At 71.5% G+C, this 22223-nt stretch carries 21 protein-coding genes; 7 read left to right on the top strand and 14 right to left on the bottom strand.

Annotation, left to right across the window (positions count from 1 at the left end; translation table 11 throughout):
* Window positions 1–381: 381 nt before the first annotated feature.
* Both murQ and CTZ28_RS25470 read right to left on the bottom strand, forming a co-directional pair.
* Window positions 382–1317, bottom strand: a complete 936-nt coding sequence (murQ, locus tag CTZ28_RS25475) for an N-acetylmuramic acid 6-phosphate etherase (protein WP_121892016.1) — start codon at window positions 1315–1317, stop codon at window positions 382–384.
* A gap of 192 nt (window positions 1318–1509) precedes the next feature.
* A complete protein-coding gene (locus CTZ28_RS25470) occupies window positions 1510–2430 on the bottom strand; it encodes a MurR/RpiR family transcriptional regulator (protein WP_121892015.1) in 921 nt (306 codons plus the stop codon).
* A gap of 54 nt (window positions 2431–2484) precedes the next feature.
* On the opposite strand from CTZ28_RS25470, the gene CTZ28_RS25465 reads away from it, so the two are divergent.
* Window positions 2485–2868, top strand: a complete 384-nt coding sequence (locus tag CTZ28_RS25465; RefSeq protein WP_121892014.1) for a hypothetical protein — start codon at window positions 2485–2487, stop codon at window positions 2866–2868.
* 36 nt (window positions 2869–2904) lie between these two features.
* Here CTZ28_RS25465 and CTZ28_RS25460 read toward each other — a convergent pair whose 3' ends face one another.
* Together CTZ28_RS25460 and CTZ28_RS25455 are read right to left on the bottom strand one after the other, a co-directional pair.
* A complete protein-coding gene (locus tag CTZ28_RS25460; protein ID WP_183154576.1) occupies window positions 2905–4029 on the bottom strand; it encodes a GNAT family N-acetyltransferase in 1125 nt (374 codons plus the stop codon).
* A 57-nt stretch (window positions 4030–4086) separates the two neighbouring features.
* Window positions 4087–4731, bottom strand: coding sequence for an HD domain-containing protein (locus CTZ28_RS25455; protein WP_121892013.1), 645 nt, complete (start codon window positions 4729–4731; stop codon window positions 4087–4089).
* Between the two features lie 528 nt (window positions 4732–5259).
* On the opposite strand from CTZ28_RS25455, the gene CTZ28_RS25450 reads away from it, so the two are divergent.
* On the top strand, window positions 5260–5970 hold the full coding sequence (locus tag CTZ28_RS25450) for a copper homeostasis protein CutC (protein ID WP_121892012.1): 711 nt from the start codon (window positions 5260–5262) through the stop codon (window positions 5968–5970).
* Between the two features lie 56 nt (window positions 5971–6026).
* Here CTZ28_RS25450 and CTZ28_RS25445 read toward each other — a convergent pair whose 3' ends face one another.
* On the bottom strand, window positions 6027–8102 hold the full coding sequence (locus tag CTZ28_RS25445; RefSeq protein WP_398656693.1) for a HelD family protein: 2076 nt from the start codon (window positions 8100–8102) through the stop codon (window positions 6027–6029).
* A 300-nt stretch (window positions 8103–8402) separates the two neighbouring features.
* Here CTZ28_RS25445 and CTZ28_RS25440 point away from each other — a divergent pair, with 300 nt between their 5' ends.
* Window positions 8403–8582 carry a hypothetical protein gene (locus CTZ28_RS25440; RefSeq protein ID WP_121892011.1) on the top strand — a complete coding sequence of 60 codons (180 nt, stop codon included), beginning with the start codon at window positions 8403–8405 and terminating at the stop codon, window positions 8580–8582.
* A gap of 104 nt (window positions 8583–8686) precedes the next feature.
* On the top strand, window positions 8687–9733 hold the full coding sequence (locus CTZ28_RS25435; RefSeq protein WP_121892049.1) for a glycosyltransferase 87 family protein: 1047 nt from the start codon (window positions 8687–8689) through the stop codon (window positions 9731–9733).
* Here CTZ28_RS25435 and CTZ28_RS25430 read toward each other — a convergent pair.
* Window positions 9699–11339: a DNA repair helicase XPB gene (locus CTZ28_RS25430; protein WP_121892010.1), complete on the bottom strand. Its 1641-nt coding sequence runs from the start codon at window positions 11337–11339 to the stop codon at window positions 9699–9701. The genes CTZ28_RS25435 and CTZ28_RS25430 overlap by 35 nt on opposite strands.
* Window positions 11340–11447: 108 nt before the next feature.
* On the opposite strand from CTZ28_RS25430, the gene CTZ28_RS49640 reads away from it, so the two are divergent.
* Complete coding sequence (locus CTZ28_RS49640; RefSeq protein ID WP_121892009.1) at window positions 11448–11657, top strand: recombinase family protein; 210 nt, start codon at window positions 11448–11450, stop codon at window positions 11655–11657.
* 409 nt (window positions 11658–12066) lie between these two features.
* Here the strand turns inward: CTZ28_RS49640 and CTZ28_RS25420 are convergent, their stop codons facing one another.
* From CTZ28_RS25420 to CTZ28_RS25385, 7 genes are all read right to left on the bottom strand, one after another.
* Window positions 12067–12489, bottom strand: coding sequence for a hypothetical protein (locus tag CTZ28_RS25420; RefSeq protein WP_121892008.1), 423 nt, complete (start codon window positions 12487–12489; stop codon window positions 12067–12069).
* 604 nt (window positions 12490–13093) lie between these two features.
* On the bottom strand, window positions 13094–13831 hold the full coding sequence (locus tag CTZ28_RS25410; protein WP_121892006.1) for a class I SAM-dependent methyltransferase: 738 nt from the start codon (window positions 13829–13831) through the stop codon (window positions 13094–13096).
* 62 nt (window positions 13832–13893) lie between these two features.
* Window positions 13894–15288: a hypothetical protein gene (locus CTZ28_RS25405; RefSeq protein WP_121892005.1), complete on the bottom strand. Its 1395-nt coding sequence runs from the start codon at window positions 15286–15288 to the stop codon at window positions 13894–13896.
* A gap of 2 nt (window positions 15289–15290) precedes the next feature.
* On the bottom strand, window positions 15291–16055 hold the full coding sequence (locus tag CTZ28_RS25400) for a hypothetical protein (RefSeq protein WP_121892004.1): 765 nt from the start codon (window positions 16053–16055) through the stop codon (window positions 15291–15293).
* 41 nt (window positions 16056–16096) lie between these two features.
* Window positions 16097–16678 carry a hypothetical protein gene (locus CTZ28_RS25395; protein WP_121892003.1) on the bottom strand — a complete coding sequence of 194 codons (582 nt, stop codon included), beginning with the start codon at window positions 16676–16678 and terminating at the stop codon, window positions 16097–16099.
* A gap of 158 nt (window positions 16679–16836) precedes the next feature.
* The gene (locus CTZ28_RS25390) at window positions 16837–17136 is read right to left on the bottom strand and encodes a hypothetical protein (protein ID WP_121892002.1); all 300 of its coding nucleotides are present in this window, start codon (window positions 17134–17136) and stop codon (window positions 16837–16839) included.
* Between the two features lie 79 nt (window positions 17137–17215).
* On the bottom strand, window positions 17216–17725 hold the full coding sequence (locus tag CTZ28_RS25385; protein WP_121892001.1) for a nucleoside-diphosphate kinase: 510 nt from the start codon (window positions 17723–17725) through the stop codon (window positions 17216–17218).
* Between the two features lie 403 nt (window positions 17726–18128).
* Between CTZ28_RS25385 and CTZ28_RS25380 the strand changes: the two genes are divergently transcribed.
* Entirely contained in the window at window positions 18129–18788 is a 660-nt protein-coding gene (locus CTZ28_RS25380) for an NUDIX hydrolase (RefSeq protein ID WP_121892000.1), read from the top strand.
* Window positions 18785–19198, top strand: a complete 414-nt coding sequence (locus CTZ28_RS25375) for an NUDIX hydrolase (RefSeq protein WP_121891999.1) — start codon at window positions 18785–18787, stop codon at window positions 19196–19198. The genes CTZ28_RS25380 and CTZ28_RS25375 overlap by 4 nt, the downstream gene beginning before the upstream one ends.
* Before the next feature lie 320 nt (window positions 19199–19518).
* Here CTZ28_RS25375 and CTZ28_RS25370 read toward each other — a convergent pair whose 3' ends face one another.
* Window positions 19519–22158 carry a helicase C-terminal domain-containing protein gene (locus CTZ28_RS25370; RefSeq protein WP_121891998.1) on the bottom strand — a complete coding sequence of 880 codons (2640 nt, stop codon included), beginning with the start codon at window positions 22156–22158 and terminating at the stop codon, window positions 19519–19521.
* Between the last annotated feature and the right edge of the window lie 65 nt (window positions 22159–22223).

Below are 22223 nucleotides of genomic sequence, written 5' to 3'. Positions count from 1 at the left end.
CTACGACGGTGCCGCGGCGGACTGACGGCGTTTCGCGGGTCTGACCGCTTGGGGTGGCCTGGTGGCGTGCCTTGGCGCCCTGAAGGGGCGCGGGGAACTGCGCGATCGGCTACGACGGTGCCGCGGCGGACTGACGGCGTTTCGCGGGTCTGACCGCTTGGGGTGGCCTGGTGGCGTGCCTTGGCGCCCTGAAGGGGCGCGGGGAACTGCGCGATCGGCTACGACGGCGCCGCGGCGGACCGATGGCGTTTCGCGGGTCTGACCGCTTGGGACGGCCTGGTGGCATGCCTTGCCGCCTGAAGGGGCGCGGGGCTGTGTCGATATGCGGCTCCGCCGCGCGGGCGCGATCGGCCACGACGGCGCCGCGGCGGACTGACGGCGTCAGCCACCCGCGCCCGACAGCGCGGCACGCAGGTGGCCGCCGGACTCCGCCAGCAGGCGCGCGGCCGTCGGGCCGTCGACATCGGCCAGGATGGTGAGGATCGCGTTCTTCACCTCGCCGCCGGTCTCGGCGAGGGCCCGCTCGATCTCCTCGTCGGCGGCGCCGGTGGCCAGGGCGACGATACGGCGGGAGCGGGCGCGCAGCTTGTCGTTGGAGGCGCGTACGTCGACCATCAGGTTCCCGTACGTCTTGCCCAGCCGGATCATCGTGATCGTCGACAGCATGTTGAGGACCAGCTTCTGAGCCGTACCGGCCTTCAGCCGGGTGGAGCCGCTGATCAGCTCGGGGCCCACGACGATCTCGATGCCGTGCTCGGCCGCCGCAGCGAGCGCGCTGTGCGCGTTGCAGGCAAGCCCGACGGTCAGGGCGCCCACGGCGCGGGCGTGCTCGACCGCGCCGACCGCGTACGGGGTGCGGCCGGAGGCGGAGACGCCGACCACCGTGTCGTCGGCGGTGAGCACCAGCGAGTCGAGGTCCTTGCGGGCCAGTTCCTTCGAGTCCTCCGCACCCTCCACGGAGGTCACCATCGCCTCGGCGCCCCCTGCGATCAGGCCGACGACCCGGTCGGGGTCGGTGTTGAAGGTGGGCGGGCACTCGGAGGCGTCCAGGACGCCGAGGCGGCCCGCGGTGCCCGCGCCGGCGTAGATCAGCCGGCCGCCGCGGGCCATGCGCGCGGCGATCGCGTCGATGGCGGCGGCGATCAGCGGGAGGCGTTCGGCCACGGCGGGCGGCACGGCGGTGTCCTCGCCGTTCATCAGCCGGGCGATCTCCAGGGTGGGCAGCCGGTCGATGCCGGCGAGTTCGGGCCGGAAGGCCTCGGTGGTGAGCGTCTCCAGTTCGGCGCGGAGCTGACGGGGGTCGGACGCGGAGGTCATGACGGGCGGCTCTTTCTGGTCTTTCGGCGTTTCCGGTGTGTCCAGTGTTTCGGGTGAGCAGGGCGGGCGGCTCCGCCGCGATGGGGGTCCCCCTGTTCGAGCGAAGCCGAGAACTTGGGGGAGCGACCGGCCACGGTGCTGCGGCAGCCGAACGACGACGCACGACGGCCCGGCCGGCGGAGCACTCGGCGCTCAGCGGTGCCGGTGGGCCAGTGCCTCGTAGGAAGCGGCCAGCGCGGGCGCGGCGGTCTCGTACGTGCGCTGCGCCACTCCGATGAACAGGCAGTCCACGACGAGGAGTTGACTGGTCCGGGAGGACATCGCGGCGGGCCGCAGCTCGCTCTCCCGGGAGGTGGAGGTGGTGAGCACGTGGTCGGCGTACTGGGTGACCGGGCCGTCAGGACGTCCGGTGATGGCGACCGTGGTGGCCCCGTGCTCGAACGCGGCCCGCAGCGGCTCGATGACGTCTCCCGTCGACCCGGAGTGCGTGATCGCGATGGCCACGTCCCCGGAGCGCAGCTGCACCGCGTTCGTCACGGCGAGGTGCGGATCGCTGTGGGCGTGGGCTATCAGCCCTATCCGCAGCAGCTTCTGTGTGAGGTCCTGGGCGACCAGTCCGGACGCGCCGATTCCGTACACGTCGGTGCGCCGTGCGCCGGCGAGCGCGGCCACCGCCGCGCCGAGCTGCACGGTGTCGAGCCCGGCGGCCGTGTCGGCGAGGGTCTGCTGCTCGTCGTAGGCGAGTTTGGCGACGACGTCGGCGATCGGGTCGTCGACCGCGATGTCGGTGGTGAGCGCGGGCGCGCGGCCGGACTGCTGCTGGGCGGCCAGGCCCGCGAGGGCGAGCCGCAGATCGCGGTAGCCCGGGTAGCCGAGCAGCCGGGCGGTGCGTACGACCGTCGCCTCGCTGGTGCCGGTGAGTTCGGCGAGCCCGGTGACCGTGAGGGCCGCGCAGCCGGCCGGATCGCCCGCCACGGCCTCGGCGACACGCTGCATCGAACGGGTCATGGAGGGGGCGAGCGTGCGCACCTTGGCGGTGAGGGCGGCCGGGGCCGGTGGCGCGTATCCCGGGCCGCCCGGGCTGCCGAAAATTTCCTTCACGTCCTGGGTCACACATGAAAGATATTTTCGGCTGGTGCCGGGGTCAAGACCACGCACAATGGGTCCATGGATCCCATCAGCCCGCTGGAACGCGCTCTGCACGCCGCCCGCGCCCGGGTGCTCGCCGATCTGGTCGCGGGCGAGGTCGCCGAGGCGGACGTGGTCTCGCTGGTCGAGGAGTCGGTCGTGCAGCGCCGCTGGTGGGTCGAGCAGTGGCCGGACGGGGCGGCCTATGTGGCCGGACTGGTCGCGCAGGACGTACAGGACGCGCTCCTGGAGCGGTACGGACGCTGGCCGCTGTGCCCGGTGTGCGGCGCCGGCGACCCGCACGCGCTGGACGTCGAGCCGGAACTCGGCCCCGACCCGCACTGGGTCTGCCACCGGGCGGGCGTGAAGGTCGCGGCGGTCGGCTCGCTGGGGCGGGCCGCGGGCGGGGTGCCGTCCTCGTGAGGCACCCCTGACGGTGCGCATCGCCCCGCCGGGGCGTCAGGCACTGCGGACATAGAGCCGCAGCGAACGGTCCATGCGGTGTTCCGTGTACGCGGCCTCCTCCAGTTTCGTCGTGGCCCGGCTGAACCCGGCCCGGGTCAGCACCCCCTGGGACGGCAGATTGCCGTGGTCGACGCGCGCGAACAGCAGGTCGACGTCGTCCCGGGCCAGCGCCCACTGCGATAGCGCGCCCAGCGCCTCGGTCGCGTAGCCCTGGCCGCGGGCGGCCTCGGCGAGGTCGTAGCCGATCTCCACGCGGCCGTCCCCGTCCGGGGCTGAGTGGAAGCCCAGGCCGCCGACCGCCCGGCCGTCCGCCCGCCTGACCAGGACGAACAGCCCGAACTCGGGCCGGTGGGACCCGGATTCATACAGCGTGACCAGCATCCCGGCGGCCTCCCGGGTGCCCTGGTACGGCCCGCCCTCGATCCAGTCGAAGCCGCCGTCGCCGCCCAGCCACAGATCGCGCGCGGCGGCGGGCCGCACGCCTTGCAGGGTGAGCCGCCCGGCCGGGACGACCAGGTTGTTGCACCAGCGCCAGCCGGTGACCGGGGCGCGGCCGGGCAGTGCGCCGCGGCCGGTCGCCCACAGCAGGGTCGGCCAGGGCGCCCCGCCGGGCTGGATGTGCGGGAAGATGCAGGTCAGGACGGACTCGGCGAGTTCCGCTGACGGCTCGTAGGGCAGTGTGAGGCCCTCGGCCATGTCGTGTGTGTGCAGCAGCACCTCGGCGATGCCCATCGCGGCGAAGCCCTCGCGGTCCGCGCTGCCGAACGGGAACGGGTGGAAGGCGCGCACCTCGCGCGGGGTGGTGCGGACGGTGGTGGCGAGCAGGACGCCGGTGGTCTCGATCACCTGGAGGACGCCGGCGTTGCCGGCCGCGGGCATGCCCTCGTCGCCCTCGCCGTCCAGGGTGATGTCGAAGGGGACGTACGCGTCCTGCGCCCGCCCCGCCAACTGCCCGGCGTACGCGATGAGATCGCTCGCCACGTGCACGGCGGTCCGCCGGACGCTCCAGTCCAGCCGTCCCGCCCGCACCGCCGTCCAGTCCCGGTCCACCGCCGTGCGCAGCGTCGCCACACAGCCCGCGACGGCCTCGTCCACCTGGTCCCCGCCCACTTCACGCATACGGCGCAGACTAGGTCATCGGGTCTCCGAGCGAGCCTCCCGCCCGTGGTCGGCCGGTCAGCCGGTCAGCAGTGCCAGTTCGGCGGCGAGGTTGTAGCGCGCGGTCGGCTCCCACGCGCGCCGCCCGTACGGTGTCCGGAACAGCCGGGGCAGCTCGAGCAACTCGCGCAGGATCGCGGCGCGGCCGGCCCGGAAGGCCTCGTTCGGGACGAAGTGGTACTCCTCGCGGACGGCCGCGGTGTAGGCGGCGTACGCGGACGGCGGCCCGGCGAGCACCGCCAGGTCGGCGTCGCACAGCACCTGTCCGTCGCGGTCGTCCGCGGCCGGGTCGTGACTGACGGTGAGCCGGACCAGCCGGGCCACCTCGGCGGTCCGGTCCGCCGGAACGCCGGCCTCCGGAAGGGCCCGTTCGGCGAGGCGGGCCGAGCGCTCCTCGTTCTCGGAGCGGTCGGGGAGATAGACGGCGTCGTGGAACCAGGCGGCCAGGCGTACGACGTCGGGGTCGGCGGCGTACTCCGCCAGGGTGTCGACATGGTCCAGGACCGCGGTGAGGTGCGTGAGCGTGTGGTACCGGCGCTGCGGCTCCTGCCAGCGGACGAGCAGCCGGTCGGCATACGGCAACGGATCGGGCCCACCACCGCCACCGCGAACTCCCTCCAACGCCCGCACCCACCGAAGCCGCAGCACATCAAGATCGCCCATACCCCCATCCTCCCGCGAGGCTGCGCCGACATACGGCCCCGTCGCGCCCCATAGAGCCGCGGGGCTGCGCCGACATGCGGCCCTGTCGCGCCCCAAAGGGGCGCGGCCCTGTGCCGACATGCGGCCCTGTCGCGCCCGATAGGGGCGCGGGGAACTGCGCGACCAGCCACGACGCACCCGCACGGATCGGACGCAGCCCAGCCCATCCAGCGGTACTGGCGCCGGGTTTCCTGCCAGCGCCCGTGACGGGCAGCACCCTGAAGGGGCGCGGGGAACGGCGCGACCAGCCACGACGAACCCGCACGGATCGGACGCAGCGCAGCCCAACATCGGCGCTGGGTCTCTTTCCAACGCCCTGCGGGGCAGCACCCTGAAGGGGCGCGGGGAACGGCGCGACCAGCCACGACGAACCCGCACCGATCAACGCACCCTCACCAGATCCGACCCACCCCAGCCCACCCAGCGGAGCGCTACGCTTCAATTGGACTAGACCTGTAGCTCCACAAAACACCGCCGGAAAGGAGCCCTATGAGCACGCGTGCAGTCCTGGAGGTGATCGCCCTCGGCGTCGAGGACGCGGTCGCCGCCCAGGCCGGAGGCGCGGACCGCCTCGAACTCGTCACCGACATGGCGGCCGACGGGCTGACCCCGTCGGTGGCGACCTTCACCGGGATCCGTGCCGCCGTCGACATCGACCTGCGCGTGATGCTGCGGCTCACCGACGGGTTCGGCGCCGGCGGTCCGCAGGGCGTGGACCGGCTGGTGCGGGCGGCCCGGGACCTGCGGGGGGCCGGTGCCGACCAGTTCGTGCTCGGCTTCCTGGACGCCGGCGGCGGACCGGACCTGGTCGCGGTGGAGCGGATCGTCGCCGAACTCGACGGCTGCCCGTGGACCTTCCACCGCGCGATCGACCGGGCCGCCGACCGCGACGCCCTGCGCAAGCAGCTCACCGACCTGCCCGGCCTCGACGCCTACCTCACCGCCGGGTCGGCGGCCGGCGTCGACGACGGGCTGCCCACGCTGCTCGCGGAGGCCCGGCGCGGACAGGAGCCGGGCTACGGGCCGACGGTCATGGCCGGCGGCGGCCTGCGCCTCGACCACGTGCCGACCCTCCGCTCCGCCGGCATCACCGCCTTCCACATCGGCGGCGCGGCTCGCCCCGCAGGCTGGACGGGCCCGGTGTCACCCGGGTCGGTGACCCGGTGGCGCCGCACACTGGACGGAACCGACGCGTCCTGAAGAGACCGCGACCGCGGCCCGGGCGGCCGGCAGCCGTCTCGGACACCCTCCCGGCGTCAGGTCAGCTGCGGCGGGAGCGGGGTCGTGTGGGTGACGATCAGGCCCGACACCGCCCGGGTCAGGGCCACGTACAGGCGGCGCAGGCCGGTGCGCTCGTCCGGTTCGGCGTCGACCACGGCCCGCGGCTCGTCGAGGACCACGTAGTCGTACTCCAGGCCCTTGGCCAGGGACGCCGGGACCAGGGTCAGGCGGGTCTCCCGCGTCGTCTCCTCTCCCGGTGCCAGACACGGGATCCCGGCCGCCGCGAGCGCCTCGGCCAGCGCCGGGACGCGCGCGTCGGCCGCGATCAGCGCGGTCGAGCCCGCGTTGCGCAGCAACTCCTCGCAGGCCGCGACCACAGCGCGGGTGCCGTCGACCGTGCGCAGGTCGAAGAAGCCCGGGTTCTCCCGGACCGACGCGACCGGTGTGAGGCCCGGGGCGATGTGCGGCAGCAGCCGGGAGGCGTACGCGATGACGTCCGTCGGCACCCGGAAACCCGCGGTCAACTCCTCGATCACGCCGTCCGTCTTGCCCAGGTGCGCCAGCGCCTCGTCCCAGCTCCGGGTCGCCCACGGGGTGGTGCCCTGCGCCAGGTCGCCGAGGACGGTCGCGCTGCCGGTCGTACAGCGCCGGCCCACGGCCCGGTACTGCATCGGGGACAGATCCTGCGCCTCGTCCAGCACCACATGGCCCAGCGAGTGCGTGCGCTGCACCAGATCGCCGGCCTCGTCGATCAGCACGGCGTCCGCGGCCGACCATCTGGCCGACTTCACGCTGCGCACCGGCTTCGTCCACAGCAGGGTCTTCTGCTCGTCCTGCGACAGCAGCCCGTCGGCGTGCGCCGCGAGGAAGTCCGCGTCCGTCAGCAGCCGCAGCACCAGCTTTGCCGGATCGACCGGCGGCCAGATCGCCTTGACCGCCGCCTTCACCGCGCTGTTGCGGGCCACCGCGTCCTGCACCCGGTCGTCCGGTGCCTCGCCCGACCGCTCCATCTGCACCAGCACGGCATGCGCGATGCGCTGCGGCAGGGCCTCGCGGGCCGCCCCGTACCGGATGTCCCGGGCCAGCAACTCCCGGACGATGTCCTCCAGTTCGTACGCCGGAACCCGCCAGCGCCGCGAGCCGCGCACCACCACGACCGGCTCGGTGGGCATCGTCACCTGCGCGTACAGGGCCCGCTTCAGCACCTCGGCCAGCCGTGCGTCGCCCTTGACGACCGCGGTCGCCGGCTCGTCCGTGCCGCGCACCTCCACCTGCCCGACCAGATCGTCGACGGTGGCCTGCTGCACCGCCAACTCGCCCAGCGCGGGCAGCACCTGCTCGATGTAGTGCAGGAAGGACCGGTTCGGCCCGATGACCAGGGTGCCGGTGCGGGCCAGCCGCTCCCGGTGCGCGTACAGCAGATAGGCGACCCGGTGCAGGCCGACGGCGGTCTTCCCGGTGCCGGGACCGCCCTGGACGCACACCGTGCCGCCCAGACCGGAGCGCACGATCTCGTCCTGCTCGGGCTGGATCGTGGCGACGATGTCCCGCATCGGGCCCACGCGCGGTCGTTCGATCTCCTGCTGGAGCAGCTTGCTGGTGCGCGCCGCCTCCGCCGGGTCCGACAGATGCTCGTCCTCGTACGCCGTCAGCTCGCCGCCGGTGTAGCCGAATCGGCGGCGCAGCGCGATGTCCATCGGGTCCTTCTTGGACGCCCGGTAGAACGGCTGCGACACCGGTGCGCGCCAGTCGATGACCATCGGATCGCCCTTGGCGTCGTGGACATGCCGTCGCCCGATGTAGAACCGCTCGCCCGCCGCGCTCTCGGCCCGGTCCGCGCCCGGCGGGTGCAGGTGGTCGAGCCGGCCGAAGAACAGCGGGGTGTCGCTGAGGTCGGCCAGCGCCTTGATGCGCTCGTCGATCTGCCGGGTCAGCACCTCGGCGTTGACCCAGTTCGCGGTGACGTCCCTGATGTCGAGGGACTCGACGTCCTCGCGCATGGCGCGCAGCGCGGCGCGGGACCCGGCGAGGTGGGAGCGTTCCCGCGCGAGCGGGTCGGCCAGGGGGTCGTCCAACGGGTCGTTCAGCGGGTCGAGGGCGGGCGTGGACAAGGCGGTGCCTCCGGGTCGGACTGCTGCGTGAGCGGGCGCACGGACAGTGCGCGCACGGGCGCGTCTGCGTGACGGGGGCCGTCCGGTTTCCGGCCGGACGGCAGCACTCCGGGAGGGAGGCGGGCAAGAGCGGAGATTCTAATGACGAGGCCCACGCGGAAGCCAATGCTTTTCCGTCCCCTAGGGGACGCCTCCACCTGGCCTAGGGGAAGCGGGTCCCTCCCGAGGGGTACGCGAGGGCGTCCGGGATTGGCTCCGTAGACCGATGACGTCCTGTGCCCGGCGTTCCACCATGGAGACATGAGCGCTGCAACCATCCACCCAGCCCCCTCCGGCCCGGCCGGTGCCACGGCCGTCGTCGGCAACCACCACCACCGCCTCGGCAACGCCCTGCGTGCCGTCAAGGTGTTCGCGGAGGCGGCGTTCGGCGTCGTCATCCTCGGCGAGTACGGCGAGGAAGCGGGCGTTCGCCGTAAGTAACCCCTAGGTTCACCTCCGTGGCACAACGGACGGTGACGCCCTACCTCCTTCTGACCCTGTCCCTCCTCTCCTTCGCCGCCCTCTGTGTCCTGCAACGCGCCCCGATGGCCGACGCGCTGGTCTACCGGGCCGAGGGCGCGGCCGTCGCCCACGGCGGCGACCTGTACGGCCTCACCGTCACCGAGTGGCGGCTCCCGGCGACCTACCCGCCGTTCGCGGCGGTCCTGTTCGTGCCGGCGACCTGGATCCCCGTCCCGGCCATGAAGGCGGCCTTCGTCGCGGGCAACGCGCTCCTGCTCGCCGCTCTCGTCGTCCTCTCGGCCCGTCTCGCGGGCCGCACGGCCCGGCCACCGCTGGTGTGCGCGGCCACCGCCCTGGCCCTGTGGCTCGAACCGGTCTTCCAGACGGTCCTGTTCGGCCAGATCAACCTGGCGCTCGTCTGCCTCGTCCTGTGGGACCTCACCCGCCCGGCGGGCGCCCGCGCCAAGGGGCTCGCCCTGGGCGTGGCGGCCGGGATCAAACTGACCCCGGCCGTCTTCGTCGTCCATCTGCTGCTGACCGGGCGCCGACGGGAGGCGGCGACGGCCACGGCAGGCTTCGCCGGGACCCTCGCCGTCGGCGCGGTCCTGCTCCCGGCGGCCAGCGTCGACTTCTGGACCGGCCGGCTCTTCGAGACCGACCGCGTGGGCAAGGTCTGGATCGTCGACAACCAGTCGCTGCCCGGCCTGATCGCACGGGCGGCCGGCGATCCGGCACCGGGTCTCGCATGGGCGCTCCCGGTCGCCGCCGTGGCCGTGGCGGGCCTGTGGGCGGCGGCCCGGGCGACGCGAGAACGGCACGGCATCCTGCTGGCGGCGGGCACCGCCCTGCTGGTCTCGCCGATCAGCTGGTCCCACCACTGGGTGTGGTGCGTCCCGCTGATCGCCGTACTCCTCGCGGAGGGCCGGATCCGTCTCGCGGCGCTGACAGCGGCCGTGTTCACCGCCCGCACCATATGGCTGCTGCCGCACGAGGGCGATCTGGATCTGCGCCTCGCCTGGTGGCAGCAGCCCCTCGCCTCGCCCTACCCGCTGCTCGCCCTCGCCCTGCTGACCGGAGCCGTCGCCCTGCGGCGGCTCAGCTCCCGGCCAGGATCTCGTCCGCGTCCATGATGCGGTAGGCGTAGCCCTGTTCCGCCAGGAAGCGCTGGCGGTGCGCGGCGAAGTCCTGGTCGATGGTGTCGCGGGCGACCACGGAGTAGAAGTGGGCCTGGTGCCCGTCCGCCTTGGGGCGCAGCACCCGCCCGAGGCGCTGGGCCTCCTCCTGCCGGGAGCCGAAGGTGCCCGACACCTGGATGGCGACCGTCGCCTCCGGCAGGTCGATGGAGAAGTTGGCGACCTTGGACACGACGAGCACGCTGATCTCACCCTCGCGGAACGCGTCGAACAGTTTCTCGCGCTGCGCGTTGGACGTCTCGCCCTTGATCACCGGCGCGTCCAAGTGTTCGCCCAGCTCGTCGAGTTGGTCGATGTACTGGCCGATGACGAGGATCTGCTGCCCGGCGAACCGGCGCACCAGCGCCTCGGTGACCCGGCGCTTGGTGTCGGTCGTCGCGCAGAAGCGGTACTTCTCCTCCGTCTCCGCGGTCGCGTACGCGAGCCGTTCGGAGTCGGTCAGGTTCACCCGCACCTCGACACAGTCGGCGGGCGCGATATAGCCCTGCGCCTCGATCTCCTTCCACGGCGCGTCGAACCGCTTGGGCCCGATCAGCGAGAACACGTCCGACTCGCGGCCGTCCTCGCGCACCAGCGTCGCGGTCAGCCCGAGCCGGCGGCGCGCCTGCAGATCGGCCGTGAACTTGAAGACGGGGGCCGGCAGCAGATGCACCTCGTCATAGACGATGAGCCCCCAGTCACGGGAGTCGAACAGCTCCAGATGCGGGTAGACGCCCTTCCGCTTCGTGGTCAGCACCTGGTACGTGGCGATGGTGACCGGCCGGATCTCCTTCTTCGTACCGCTGTACTCCCCGATCTCGTCCTCGGTCAGCGAGGTCCGCTTCACCAGCTCGTGCTTCCACTGCCGGGCCGAGACCGTGTTGGTGACCAGGATCAGGGTGGTGGACTTGGCCTGCGCCATCGACCCGGCGCCGACCAGCGTCTTGCCCGCGCCGCAGGGCAGCACCACGACCCCGCTCCCGCCGTGCCAGAAGTTCTCCACGGCCTGCTTCTGGTAGGCCCGCAGCGCCCAGCCGTCCTCGCGCAGCTCGATCGGGTGCGCCTCCCCGTCCACGTACCCGGCGAGGTCCTCGGCCGGCCAGCCCAGCTTCAGCAGCACCTGCTTGATCTGGCCGCGCTCGGAGGGGTGCACGGCGACCGTGTCCGGGTCGAGCCGGGCCCCGACCAGCGGCGCGATCCGCTTGGACCTGAGCACCTCCTCCAGGACCGGCCGGTCGCTGCTGGTGAGCACCAGACCGTGGGCCGGGTGCTTGGACAGCGTCAGCCGCCCGTAGCGGTCCATGGTCTCGGCGATGTCCACGAGCAGCGCGTGCGGCACGGGGTAGCGGCTGTACTGCACGAGCGCGTCGACGACCTGCTCCGCGTCGTGCCCGGCCGCCCGCGCGTTCCACAGCCCGAGCGGGGTCACCCGGTAGGTGTGGATGTGCTCCGGCGCCCGCTCCAGCTCGGCGAACGGCGCGATGGCCCGACGGCAGTCATCGGCCCGCTCGTGGTCGACTTCCAGGAGCAGGGTCTTGTCGGACTGGACGATCAGGCAGGACACGCATACCTCCGAAAGTAGGATCGTCCCGTGACAGACGGCACACCCGTTACGGCTCGGGCGCTGCCCCGTGCCCGACGTTCCAAGGGCGTCTCGGCCGATGCGCCGGGGATGCGAGCGGCCATCTATGTCTGCCTTTCGCGGGAAACAGGAGAGTCTACCTCGCCGGAGCGCCAGCGGGCCGCGTGCGAGGCGTTGTGCCAGGCCAGGGGCTGGGACGTCGTCGCAGTGGAAGAAGACAGCGACATCTCCGGCTATTCCCGGGGCCTGGCCGCCCAGGCCTCCAGCGGGTCCTTTCCCGTCTCGCCGAGTTCGACGTGATCGTCTTCTTCAAGATCGACTGCTTGGCCCGCTCCACGGTGGATTTCGCCGTGATCATGAAGATCGCGCAGAGCGAGAATAGAGCGGATTGCCCACCAGGGATCTCGAACCTTTTGGGTCTGCCTCGGCACCGTCCCTGCCGTCCACGGATGACCAAGTGCTGCGGCCACTTCCGCAGATAGGGCGGCGGTCACTGTCCGGGACGCTGGTGTCCGCCCTTGGCCCCGAACACTGCCATTCGGCGCCGCAGGTCAGCTTGGCCCCTCCCCGCTGTTGGATGGGAGGGGGCCCGGTTGTCGCGGGCAGTTGCCGGGTCACTGGGCCATACGGAGGGCTCCCGGACACCCAGGGCCATGACGGGCTCAGCTACGGAGCCTGCCACCGACCACCGCATTTATCGTGGTCGTGCTCACGCGACCGTTGCCGCTGTCTCCGCGCGGTCTTGTTGCAGCAGGTCCAGCAGCTGATCCATCACTCCGTCCGGGTCTTGGGTGCGGTCGATCCAGTTGAGAACGATCCCCCAGATTTTCCGCATACCTGCCTCTTGCGTCTCGTAGTAGGCGTCTCGGACACCCTCACGGATCGGGTCCTCGGTGAAGGTGTCGTAAATGCCGAGGAATTGGCGCACCGTGAGCCCGCTGGTCTGACGCGGGTCGTAGACGATGAAGTGGCCATGGCTGTCGAGCCGGTGAGTGAAGTACTCATCCGGGCCGAGTGGGGTCTGTTCGATGTGGAGGTGTTGCGTGCCGAGCCCGTCGGGCAGCTGTCCGAAGTGTTCGCACATGCGGTCCCGGAAGGCATCGAAGCCCGCGCGCGTGGTCAGCGTCCTCATGCGGTCACCTCTGCCGGCTCGCTGCGGAGGTTGCGCATCGCCGTTTCGAACTCCTCCACATCGGCGATGGCGCGTTCGGAAATGGACGGGGTCTTCATGCCGCTGCCCCCGGAAGGTATGCGGCCCGGACGTTGACCGGCTGAGAGTGGGCCTGACGCAGGGAATCGACCTGCTTCTGCCGGTGACTGATGATCAACTGCAGGGCGTCCGGGCCGAGGAGGGGCAGCTCGCCTGCTGTGCTGGGAATGCTGCAGCGGAGTCGTGCGGGTGCGTGGGCGTGTCGCTGTCTGCTTTGTGGCTGATCGTGCAGCCAGGCATGCAGGTCACGGTCCGCTGTTAGGTCTCTCATGCTGAATCTCCTCCGCTGCACGTGTCGGGCCATGGCCTTGCCCGGTGCTGACCTGTCGGCAAGGGGTCCTCTCTTTGGCGATATGCGCCCTGTCGAATGAAGGTCGAGCGAGCTGTCTCATTCGAGGGATTCAGATTCAGAGTGGGGTTATTTTGCGGTGGCTGATGAGTACAATGCGCCGTTTTGGTCGGCGGGGCATGAGCCACGCCAGGCTACGGAGGGCGTCGCGTCCCGGGCTCGCGGCTGCTTGATGAGCTACTTCGTGGCGACGACGTACACACTGCCCCAGTGGCGCTTCTGGTTGGCCATTGTGGGGTCGAACCTCCAGGGAGCGACGGTGGTGAAGCCGGCCTCGGTGAAGAGCTGGGCGAGCTTGTCGTAGTCGTAGGCCCACAGGTGCGGGGTGTACGTGGGGTCGTCGTCCTGGTCGCGGAAGACGAGATTGACGAGGTCGAGGCGGGTGTTGATGTCGCCGAGGCAGTTGCGCTTGGCGTACCAGCGCGCGAGCGTCTCGTCGTCGGCGTCCAGGGGCTTCGGATAGTTGCTCAGGACGAAGGCGGCGTCGGGGACGCCGGTGATGATCCAGCCGCCGGGTTCGAGGACGCGGTGGGCCTCGTGGACGTAGTGCTTGGCGGAGCGCGGGTAGTCGATGTGCTCCAGGAAGTGCTCGGAGAAGATCTCCGTGACGCTGCTGTCCTGGAGCGGGATGCCTTGGCGGATGTCCCAGAGCAGGTCGGCCGGCGGGACGAGGTCGATGTTGAAGAAGCCGTCGATGCGGTGGGCGCCGCCGCCGATCTGCACCTTGGCGGGCTTGTCGTCGATGCGGCCGTTGGGGCAGGCGCGGCGGCTGGCGTGGTGGTGGCGGTGGAGTTCGATCTCCTTGGCGGCGGCGCGGAGGGTGCGGGCGAGGCCGTGGGTGGTCGCGGGATCGGCCAGGACGGCGGTGATCTGGGAGCTGAGGAGGTCGAGGGAGGGCATGGCGGAGGAACTCATCGCGGTCTCCTGCGGATGAGGCTGCTGGGCGTGGGGAGCGGGCCGAGCCGGAGGCGCGCTGGTCAGGCGGGGCTGGGCGCGGGGGCGGCCCACTGGTTGTTGCGCATGAGGGTGTACTTGATGTCCACCAGGCGCGGGGCGATCGTCAGGGACAGTTCCTCGGCCGGGCGGAGGTGGCCGGTGTCGTCCTGTTCGGCGCGCCATACGCGATAGGCGAGGTCGGGGTAGGCGGGATTGATACCGGCCTCTCCCTTGGGCATCGTGCCGTTGAACGGGGCGACGATGTCCATGTGGTTCCAGTAGTTCCAGGCTTGTAAGGCCTTGTGCTGGTCGTAGTAGAAGTAGAAGTCGGGGTAGCGGCCGAAGGTGCGCAGCTCCCGGTGAATGAGGTGACCGAGGAGTGGGCCGAGCCGGGTGGCGAGGACGCCGAACTCCCAGCGGGTGTGGTGCCAGGCTTCGGGGGCGTCGCCTCCGATGAAGAGGCGGGCGGCGACGAGGTAGCTGATCCGGTCGACCAGGTAGGTGCACGCGTGGCCGGTGTCGATCGTCGGGTCGAGTTGGTGGATGAGCGTGGTGAGCTGCTCGGGGTCGAGGCGGAACCTGGCGAGGTCGAACTTGCCCGCTCCGCCGGGGAGGGAGGCGAAGAGCAGCTCCTTGTAGAGCCAGTTGTTCAGCTCGCCCAGGTCGGCCAGGTGGCGGGTGTGCGGGGAGGTCGAGTGGAGCATCAGGTACTCGGCGACGGCCTCGAAGTAGAGGTAGCCGAGGATGGGCAGGCGGGGAACTGTGTCGTCGAGCAGCCGGAGGAACGCTCCGGCCTCGACTCTGGCGCCCTGGTAGGCGACCGCGGTGGCGGTGGCGAGGAACGCGGCCGAGTTCTTCACGCGGCCGACGACGGTCTCCCGGAGCTGGTGGCGCTCGGCCTTGCTCAACAGGTATTCGAGGTGACTGTAGATCTGGAGGTGGATGAGGCCCAGCCGCAGGTAGTCCACCCCGGCGAGTCCTCGGTACGCCTGGGGAGGCATGTCGATTTCGAAGATCAGCGGCGTCGGGACGCGACCGGCGATGCCGAGCTTGGCCAGGAACGCCGGCGCTTCCTTGGTCAGGATGTAGGCGCCCAGGTTATGCATGCGCAGGCCCTGGTCGGTCGGGGTGAGCGGTGTGCAGTAGACGCTGCCGACGAGGCAGCCACCGGAGGGATAGAGCACCCCCTGTCGGCTGATCTCCTCCAGGGCGTGGGTGACGTGGAGGAGGTGGAGCTTGCCACCGCTGTTCAGCGCCTCGAAGAGGGTGTTGTGCCGGAGCAGGTGTCCGTTCGGCGTCTCCTCGGCGAGTTGCCTGTCCCAGGCGTTGGCCCGCTGGGCGAGGGCGTCGGTGTGGTCCGTCGGACCGGGGACGAGGGCGGTGCCGTAGAAGGCGTGGGCGTCGGCCCACGCGTGGTAAGCGTCGAGGAAGTCCATGCTCAGAGCACGCTCTTCTCGGCGAGCGCATAGCGAACGGCGGCAGCGCCGTCGGCTCCGGCCAGGGCGGTTCGCTCCGAGACCAGCACCAGGTCGAAGGCGAGGGCACGGGTCTGGTCGAAGGCAGGCTCGCGGACGTAGCGGGAGGCGGGCCACCACTTCAGTTTCGGCAGGCGGTAGCGGTCCAGGGCGTCGGCGGCCTTCACGATGTCGGTGACGCGTTCGGCCTGGGCATGGTCGGACTGGTCGGCGGTGGTGAAGGCGTCGTACGGGATGTCGTGCAGGCGGACGGCCGTGGCCGCCTGCACGATCCGGCGCGGGGTGGCGGTGAGGCCGTAGTGGTTGCAGACGGTGTCGGCGTTCGTGGCGAGCCAGATGGCCGCGCGGGCGCCGTGACCGGGGTCGTCCTTGTCGTCGTGGCGCCGGCAGTCGTGGACGGCTGCGGCGAGGACGGCCGTCGCTGCGTCGGTGTCGTCGAGGTTGTTCGCCTCGGCCAGTACGGCTGCCAGCGCCGCGGTCCTCATGGCGTGCCGTACGCCGTGGAGCGAGATGTGGAGGCGGGTTTCAGCCCACCAGATTGCCGGCGGCCCGTCGCACGAGAGGAGTGCCCTCAGCAGGGGCCGCAGGTGCGGCATGGGCGGGGGCTGGAGGTCGGGCCGGTTGGCACCGATCCACGTGACGGTGGCGTGGTCCATGTACTGGTGGACCGGCAGCCGCCCTTGGGCAGCCAGGTCGATCAGGCTTCCGGCTAACGGGGTCGTGCTCATCCGTGCCCACCCCCCTTGGTGGTCTCCGCGGCTTGAGGTCCCTACCGGATCTGTGTGGCCCGCTTGCGCTCCTTGCGCGCCTGCTCGGCGGTCTCGAAGGCAGCGGTGAAGTCGGCCAGTTCCTGCTCGGTCATGAGGCTGACGCCGAGGGACGCGGCGACGTCCGTGATCGCGGCCTCCGCCTCCGTGCGATCGGCGTCCGAGGCTCCGTCGGTGAGCAGGACCTCGAACTCGGCGTGGTGACCCCACGCCTCGCTCCACTTGACCGCGATCTCGACCCCGCCGAAGCGGAAGTTGTGCCGGAAGTTGACCGCCTCGTGCATCGTGGGCTCGAATCCGAGGGCGTTGAAAACCTTCACGGCGGCCGGCACGTCGTTGCGCGAGATGGGGAACTCGGTCTCCGTGAAGGCGGCTCCCTGTCCGATTTTGCTGCCCTTGAGGGTGATCTTCGCGGTGCCGGCGGTGGTGTTGTCGGTGACCTTCAGAAGCTGGTCGGGCAGCACGTAGAAGTAGATGTGTTTGTCGTCCTGGCCCAGATCCTCACCGTCGGTCCGCAGACGGGCGACGAGCTGGTCTCGGACATCCTTCGCGAAGCGGGCGCGCATCTCGATCTCGACGGCCATGAGGCCGCTCCCTTCCATTTCAGGCATGGCGAAGCCGCCCGGACCCTGCTGAAGGGGGCCTGTCCGGTGAGGGCGGTCGCGCTATGTGATGGGTGTCGGGGCTCGGGGTGATGCGGTCAGACGCTGCCTGCCGCACCACCCCAGTGGATCCGTGGGGGTCAGCCGAGGTCGCCGAAGCGTGCCTGGACGACGCCCGCGTGTAGGTAGTTCGGCAGCTGGACCCCGCCCACCGACGTACGGCGGGTGGCGACCTGCTCCTCCGCCTCGGCAGGGAAGCCTTCCAGCAAGCGCAGGCACTGCTGGACCCACTCACGCGACGCGGACCAGTCGGTCAGGTCGCGGTGGCGCGACGCCAGGGCGAAGGCGGTCTCCGCAGCCGCCCAGCGGTCGGTCACCAGCTCCCGCTGGAAGACCGCCTCCAACTCGTCGGTGGAGGCGGAGCGGGTCGGGTTGCTCATGATGTCCTCTCGGATCGGACGGACGTGCCCAGTGGTGATCAACGCCTCGGCGGCCCTGCGGTGACGCCATGCCCCGCTGTCAGTACGTGTACATCTCGGCGAGCGTCTTGTAGTCCTGCAGTTCGTCCTTGCCGAACCACAGCTCCACCTCCTGTTTGGCCTCCTCCGCATTGCCGGAGGCGTGCACCAGGTTCGCGACCGCCTTGCCGGAGGCCTTGCTGGCGGCGGCGCTGTAGTGAGAGAAATCGCCTCGCACGGTGCCGGCCGGAGCCTGGTTCGGGTAGGTGCTGCCCACGATCTTGCGAACGGTCGCGATGGCGTCGAAGCCCTCCAGTACCAGGGCGATCACCGGACCCTGCTGCATGAACGTGGCGGTGACGTCGTAGACCTCTGACCCGAGACGCTCCTCCAGGTCGAAGTAGTGCCGGCGGGTGAATTCGGAGTCCATCCATTTCATCTTGGTGCCGACGATCTTCAGCGCGGCGTCTTCGAACCGCGTGATGATCCTTCCCGCCAGGCCACGGGCCAGCGCGTCAGGCTTGAGCAGAACGAGCGTGCGCTCCGCGGACTGTGCCTGGTTCTCGACCATTGACTCCCTTTCACCTTGTCATAAAACACACATGACGACCCATCAGTCTTCTCGCGCAGAGGTTACCGGCGTTACCCAAGTGGTACGTACGTGCGGGTAACACACTGGTGACCGAGTGCGCCGTGAAGGTGATGTCAGGTTCTCGAGAGGTCTGATTCGGTCAACTTTCCTACGCCCACTATCCGAAGGTGGTATGCCTCTAGAATTTCTCCTGGCTTGCCTGGTGTTTCGCATGACACACGTCGCCCCGGGCTGGATCTTGAATGGGTCGGACGTACGCCGTTGCTGACGATTTTGATCCTTCCGGGTTTTCTGTCGCTCGGCCATGAAGCAGCAGTGCAGCGAGGATGCAGTTTCGGCGGGTGTGTTCATGCATCCGAATGACGGTGAAGGGGGCGGACTTGTGGACGTGGTCGAGCGATGGAGCGGCCGTTACGCCTGTCTGCTCCAGTCCGCCCTTCGGCTCGGGAACGAACAGTTCGCCGCTCACCTGGGCGTTGCCGTGCGGACAGTGGCCGCCTGGCATGCGGACGCCTCGGTCGTGCCGCGCAGAGAGATACAGCAACTCCTGGACACGGCCTATGAGCAGGCCCCGACGGGGGCACGACAGCGCTTCGCCCTGTTGCTGGCAAAGGAACGGATTTCTGCGGAGCCGTCCCCCGTCGGCCCACAGGTCCTACGGGTTGCCATCGCGGTGGTCGTCCGTGACAGTGATGTCCTGCTCGTGTGTCGGCGTGACGGTGACGCCGCCGGAATCACGTGGCAGTTTCCGGCAGGCGTCATCAAGCCGGGGGACAAAGCGCAGACCATAACGATCAGAGAGACCCTGGCCGAGACCGGTGTGCACTGCGCGGTACGGCAACGCCTGGGCGACCGGCTACACCCCCTGACCGGAGTGCTGTGCGAGTACTTCCTGTGCGAATACCTCGCCGGTGAAGCGACCAATAGCGACGCGGCCGAGAACATCGATGTGATGTGGGTCCCAATGAACGCGGTGTCCCGGTTCATTCCCGTCCACACGATCTTTCCAGCCGTCCTGGCCGTCCTGGAGGAGCAGACGTGACCGAACACCACAGGAACGTGCGGCCGGGCATCGCCGCCGCCATTGTCGTTCACGAGGGCCGCGTTCTGATGGTGCGCCGCCGCGTCAGCGAAGGTCAGCTCTCCTGGCAGTTCCCCGCCGGGGAAGTCGAACCCGGTGAATCCCGCGAGGACGCCGCCGTACGGGAAACCCAGGAGGAAACCGGCCTGACCGTGACCGCCGTGAAGCTGCTCGGCGAGCGGGTCCATCCGAAGACGGGGCGGCAGATGTCGTACACGGCCTGCGAGGTGCTGAGCGGCACGGCTCATGTCGCGGACACGGAGGAACTGGCTGAACTGTCCTGGGTCGCGCATTCCGAGATCCCGCAGTTCGTGCCGTACGGGCTGTTCGAGCCGGTGCAGGACTACCTCGACGCGGCTCTGTCCTCCTGACCGTTCCAGAGCCAAGCTGGTCGTCGGCTGACACTAGGGGCGTCGGCGCAGCGAAGTTGCCGGTCGGAGGGTGGCGCTCGACAGCGACCTTGGGGGTCCGCGCCGCGTGCAGCCGGGCGGCCTCGGCGATGGCGCCTGCAGTCTCGGGGCGCCGTCGCGCTGCTGGCCCAGGGGCCTTCCGGTCTTGGATCAAACGGCACACCACTGGATTCCGCCTCGTCCATGACTGCGGTGGCGAAGTGCGGTAGCGGCAACGGAACTTTCCGCCGAGCCAAACGTCCAGTGTGCCCTACCGCCCGGTGATCACGACGGGTCCCGGTTCAGTCGTCCGCCAGCTCCGCGACCCCCGTGACCCGGTGCAGCGGATAGGTCCGCACCTCGTCCGCCGTGTGGTCGTACGCCGTCACGAAGCCGCCCTCGACCCGGATGGGCGCGATGACGCGCTGGCTGGCGGCGCCCTCGGGGTTCACATACCCGATCCACAGGGTCTCGCCCGTCAGGACGGCGGCCTGCATGGTGGCCAGGGTCTCGGCGGAACTGGTGCGCGGCAGGTCGCCGGCCGGGGCGGGGACGCCCGCGGGCTTGCGCGGGGTCGTGGCGGCCAGGTCACCGGCGCGGATCGCACGGATCGCCGCGGACAGCAGGGTCGCGTCGGGGGCGGGCGGGCCGTCCGGGACCGGCTCGGGGGCCGCGCGGGGCGGGGTGCGGTGGGCGTGGGCGCGGGCGATCAGCACATCACCCTCGGCGGACTCGGCGGCGGGCGCGTAGCCCATCGCGCGCAGGCCCTCCAGGAGCGCCGCCGGGTCGGCCTGCGCCGCGAGCACGGTCGGCGCCAGCCGGCGCAGCCGCAGGGCGGCCGACCGCCGGTCGGCGAGGATCTCGTTCAGCAGCGTGTCGTCGTCGCAGCGCACGTACGCGGACGCCGCGCCCACCCGCAGCCGGCCGTGCTTGCGGGCCACGTCGTCGATCAGGTACGCCAACGGTTGCGGGACCGGGGTGCGGGAGTGCGCGGTGAGGAAGGCGTGCAGGTCGGCGGCGGTCCGGCCGGCGTCAAGGGCGCGCCGCACGGAGGCGGGCGTGAAGCGGTAGACCGTCGCGCCGCCCTTCGACTCGACGTCCGCGAGCACGCCCAGCGTCTCGGCCAGCGACCGCTCCAGCGGCCCCGGTGCCACCGCCGTCAGGTCCGCCTGGAGCAGGACGTGGTCCAGCGGCTCGGGCAGCAGCGGCGCGAGCAGCCCGGCAGCGGCGGCGGAGGCCGCCACCAGCTCGCCCGGCGAGAGGGGCGCACGGGGCGCGGGCGGACGCCGGCGGTGGTGCGCGGGCAGCTTGTCCCCCGGCCCGTCGGCCGGGCCGCCGCCGGTCCGGCGACCGCCGCCCGGCGCGGGCGCGGACGCGGCGGAGGCCGCGGGGGCGGAGGCGCCGAGCAGCGCGCGGCCGTGGGCCGACAGGGCGCCGCGGCCGGTGATGCCCAGCAGCTCCGCCTCCGTCGGCGTCCAGCGCGCGATCCGGGAGCGCAGGTCCTCGTCGCCGCCCCGCGGCCGGCCGCCCTCGCGCGCCGGGCCGCCCACCGGGGTGGCCACCGGGGTGGCCACCGGGGTGGCCACCGGGCCGCGCAGCGGACGCTCCCAGCGCAGCCGGGCCAGCAGGGAACCGAGGTCGGGCGCGGCGCCCTCCGGCAGCGCGGCCAGCAGCCCCAGCACCCGGTGCCGCACCTCGGGCGCCACGGAGCGGTCGAGTCCCGGCCCCAGCGCCGCCAACGTACGGTCCTTGGTGTCCCGCCCGCCGACGAGCCCCGCCGTCCGGGTCGCCGTCAGCCACGCCTCCGCGAGCCGCGCCCACCGCTCGGCCGGAGGCAGCTCCAGCCACGTGTCGTACGCCGGGGTCGCCGCGTACCGCTCGTCCGCCTCACCGTCGGAGGCCAGCAGGCCCGCCGCGTAGGCCAGTTCGACCCAGAACGCGGCGACCGGTTCGGACACGTCGAGGGCGACCGCCGTCCGCTTCAGGTCCCGGACGCTGAGCCCGCCGGCCCGCAGCACCGTCGGACCGCCCTCGTCCCATTCCTTCAGCAGCTCCTCCACGGCCGCCAGCGCGGTGTACGCCTGCCCGGCCGCCGTCGCGTCCACGATCTGCGCGGGATGCGTCGCCGCCGTCCCGACCGGCGGCGGCACCGCCTCGGGCGCACGGTGGGCGCGGCCCTCGCGCAGATGCAGGGCGACCTCGCGCGGGAGCACGACCGTGCCGGGCGCCGTCGGCAGCAGCAGACCGCGGTCGAGCAGCCAGCGCAGATGGGCGGCCGGCTCCGGGGTGACCTGGCCGTACGGCGGCCCCCAGACGAGCCGGGTCAGCACCTCACGGGACTCCGCCGGGGCCCCGGCGAGCAGCGCGGCCATCCGCCCGCGGTCGGTGAACAGGGCGGAGAGCGCCGCCGCGGCGGAGACCGGGTCATGGGTCGAGGGCAGGCCCGCGGCCGTGACGATCTCCTGGATCCGGCCCGGCGACATGCCCGCGGTGGTCTCCTGCACGGTCGGGCCGAGGCCGGTCGGAGACGGATGCTGCGGCGTCGGGGCGAGCACCTCGCGGGCCGTGCGGACCAGCCGCAGCCGGTCGTCGCCGCCCCACACCAGGGCCTGCTCGCGCAGGGTGGCGAGGGCGTCCGGCAGCGCGGCCACGACGGCCCGGTCGCCGGCGTCGCCCGCCAGCAGGCCGCGCAACTCGTCGTAGGACGCCGGGTCCGCGGCCACGGCCAGGGCCTGGGCCGTCTGCAGGGCGAAGAGGTCGAGGCGCTCCAGGGCGCGCAGCACCGAGGCCCGGGTGCCCGCACGGGTGGCGAGCTGGGTGAGGTCGGTGGGCACCGGGGTGATGAGGTCGGGTCGGCTGCGCAGCAGCACGGCCAGGGAGGCGTCGTCCCTGGCGCGGAGCGCCTCCGCGAGGGAACGCGGCGGTGGTGCCGGGTTGCTCATCCGACCCACGGTAGCGGGTGCGGGGTCGGCACCGGGAGGAAGTGCCCCCCGGTCCGGGGCTCCTC

It is taken from the genome of Streptomyces shenzhenensis (assembly GCF_003688995.1).
Taxonomy (GTDB): Bacteria; Actinomycetota; Actinomycetes; order Streptomycetales; family Streptomycetaceae; genus Streptomyces; species Streptomyces shenzhenensis_A.
The sequence above is the reverse complement of the archived record's forward strand: the minus strand, read 5'-3'. Positions and strand labels throughout refer to the sequence as shown.